This window comes from Arhodomonas sp. KWT (assembly GCF_010993615.1).
The window spans coordinates 1-1,244 of record NZ_WNXE01000486.1; the positions used below are offsets into that span (position 1 = coordinate 1).

The 1,244-nt window shown below is 73.4% G+C and carries 1 protein-coding gene; it reads right to left on the reverse strand.

The features are described from left to right. On the reverse strand, positions 1 to 1,244 hold a 1,244-nt coding region (locus G7A99_RS20115), incomplete at both ends, for a murein L,D-transpeptidase (protein WP_163143587.1).

Sequence of the window (1,244 nt, forward strand, 5' to 3'; positions counted from 1 at the left end):
GTCGAGGAGCAGGCGGGCCAGCTCCAGCGGGTGCTCGACGCGGATGCAGCCATGGCTGAACGCGCGCCGGGGGCGGTCGAACAGCGCCCGGGCCGGGGTGTCGTGGAGATAGACCGAGTAGGGGTTGGGGAAGCGGAATACCACCCGTCCCAGGGCGTTGTCCGCTCCCGCCCTCTGGCGCAGCACCACCGCGGGCGGATCGCGCCAGTCGATCGTCGCCGGGTCCAGCGCCCGGCCCTCCGGGGTGAGGACCTGCAGGTGCTCGCGGGCGAGGTAGCCGGGGTCCCGGCGGATGCGGGGCAGCAGCTCAGGCCAGGTGATCGAGGCGGGCACCGTCCAGGTCGGGTTGAACGTCAGGTGCGTGATCCGCGAGCGCAGCGCCGGCGTGCGCCGGTAGGGGGTGCCGACGACGATGCGCGTGTGCCATGGCTTGTGATCCGGGCGGTAGTAGGTCAGGCGATAGCCGGCGATGTCCACCAGCACGAACGAGCGTGGCAGCCCGTGGAGCAGCCAGCGTGCACGCTCCAGGTTGACCCGGATCTGGTCGATGCGCGCGTCCACGTCGACGTTGAGCGCCGCCCGGGTGGCGGTGCCGACGACACCGTCCACGGCGAGGTAATGGTGGCGCTGGAAGTGCCGCACGGCCCCGGCGAGGGCATCGTCGTAGCGTGCCGGGTCCGCGCTGTCCCCCACGGGTGCGCCGGTGACCGCGAGTCGCCGGCGGAGCACGGCGACCGCCGGGGCCCGGTCGCCGGGGTGCAGCGCGGTGTCCAGCGATGGCAGGGCCGGCCAGCCGCCGGCGTCGCGGATCCGGCGATAGTGCGCGAGCGCCGTGCGCAGCCGGTGGTAGGGGGCGTAGTCCGGCCGGGCCCGGGCAAAGGCGGTCTCGAAGTCCAGGGCGTCGACGTCGTCGGACAGGGCGTCCATGTCCGGCGAGAAGGGTGGCAGGGGGACGTCCCAGTCCGCCTCCAGCGATGCCGGGTCGACCTTGCCCCGGTCGAGGTGGCGGAGTGCGGTGAGCAGCAGCCGGGTGACGACGATATCGAAGCGTGCGCGTTCGTCTATCGGGCCATCCCCGGCGTAGGCCCGGCGGTGGGCCGCGACGAGCCGGTCCGCGGCGTAATCCGCAGGCCTCAGGCCGTCGCCCGCCAGGGTGTCGAGTGCGGTCGTGAATGCGGTTACGGCCTCGGGCCGTCGCCAGGCCGGACGAAAGTCCCGGACGGCATAGAACGCCTCGACCCGGG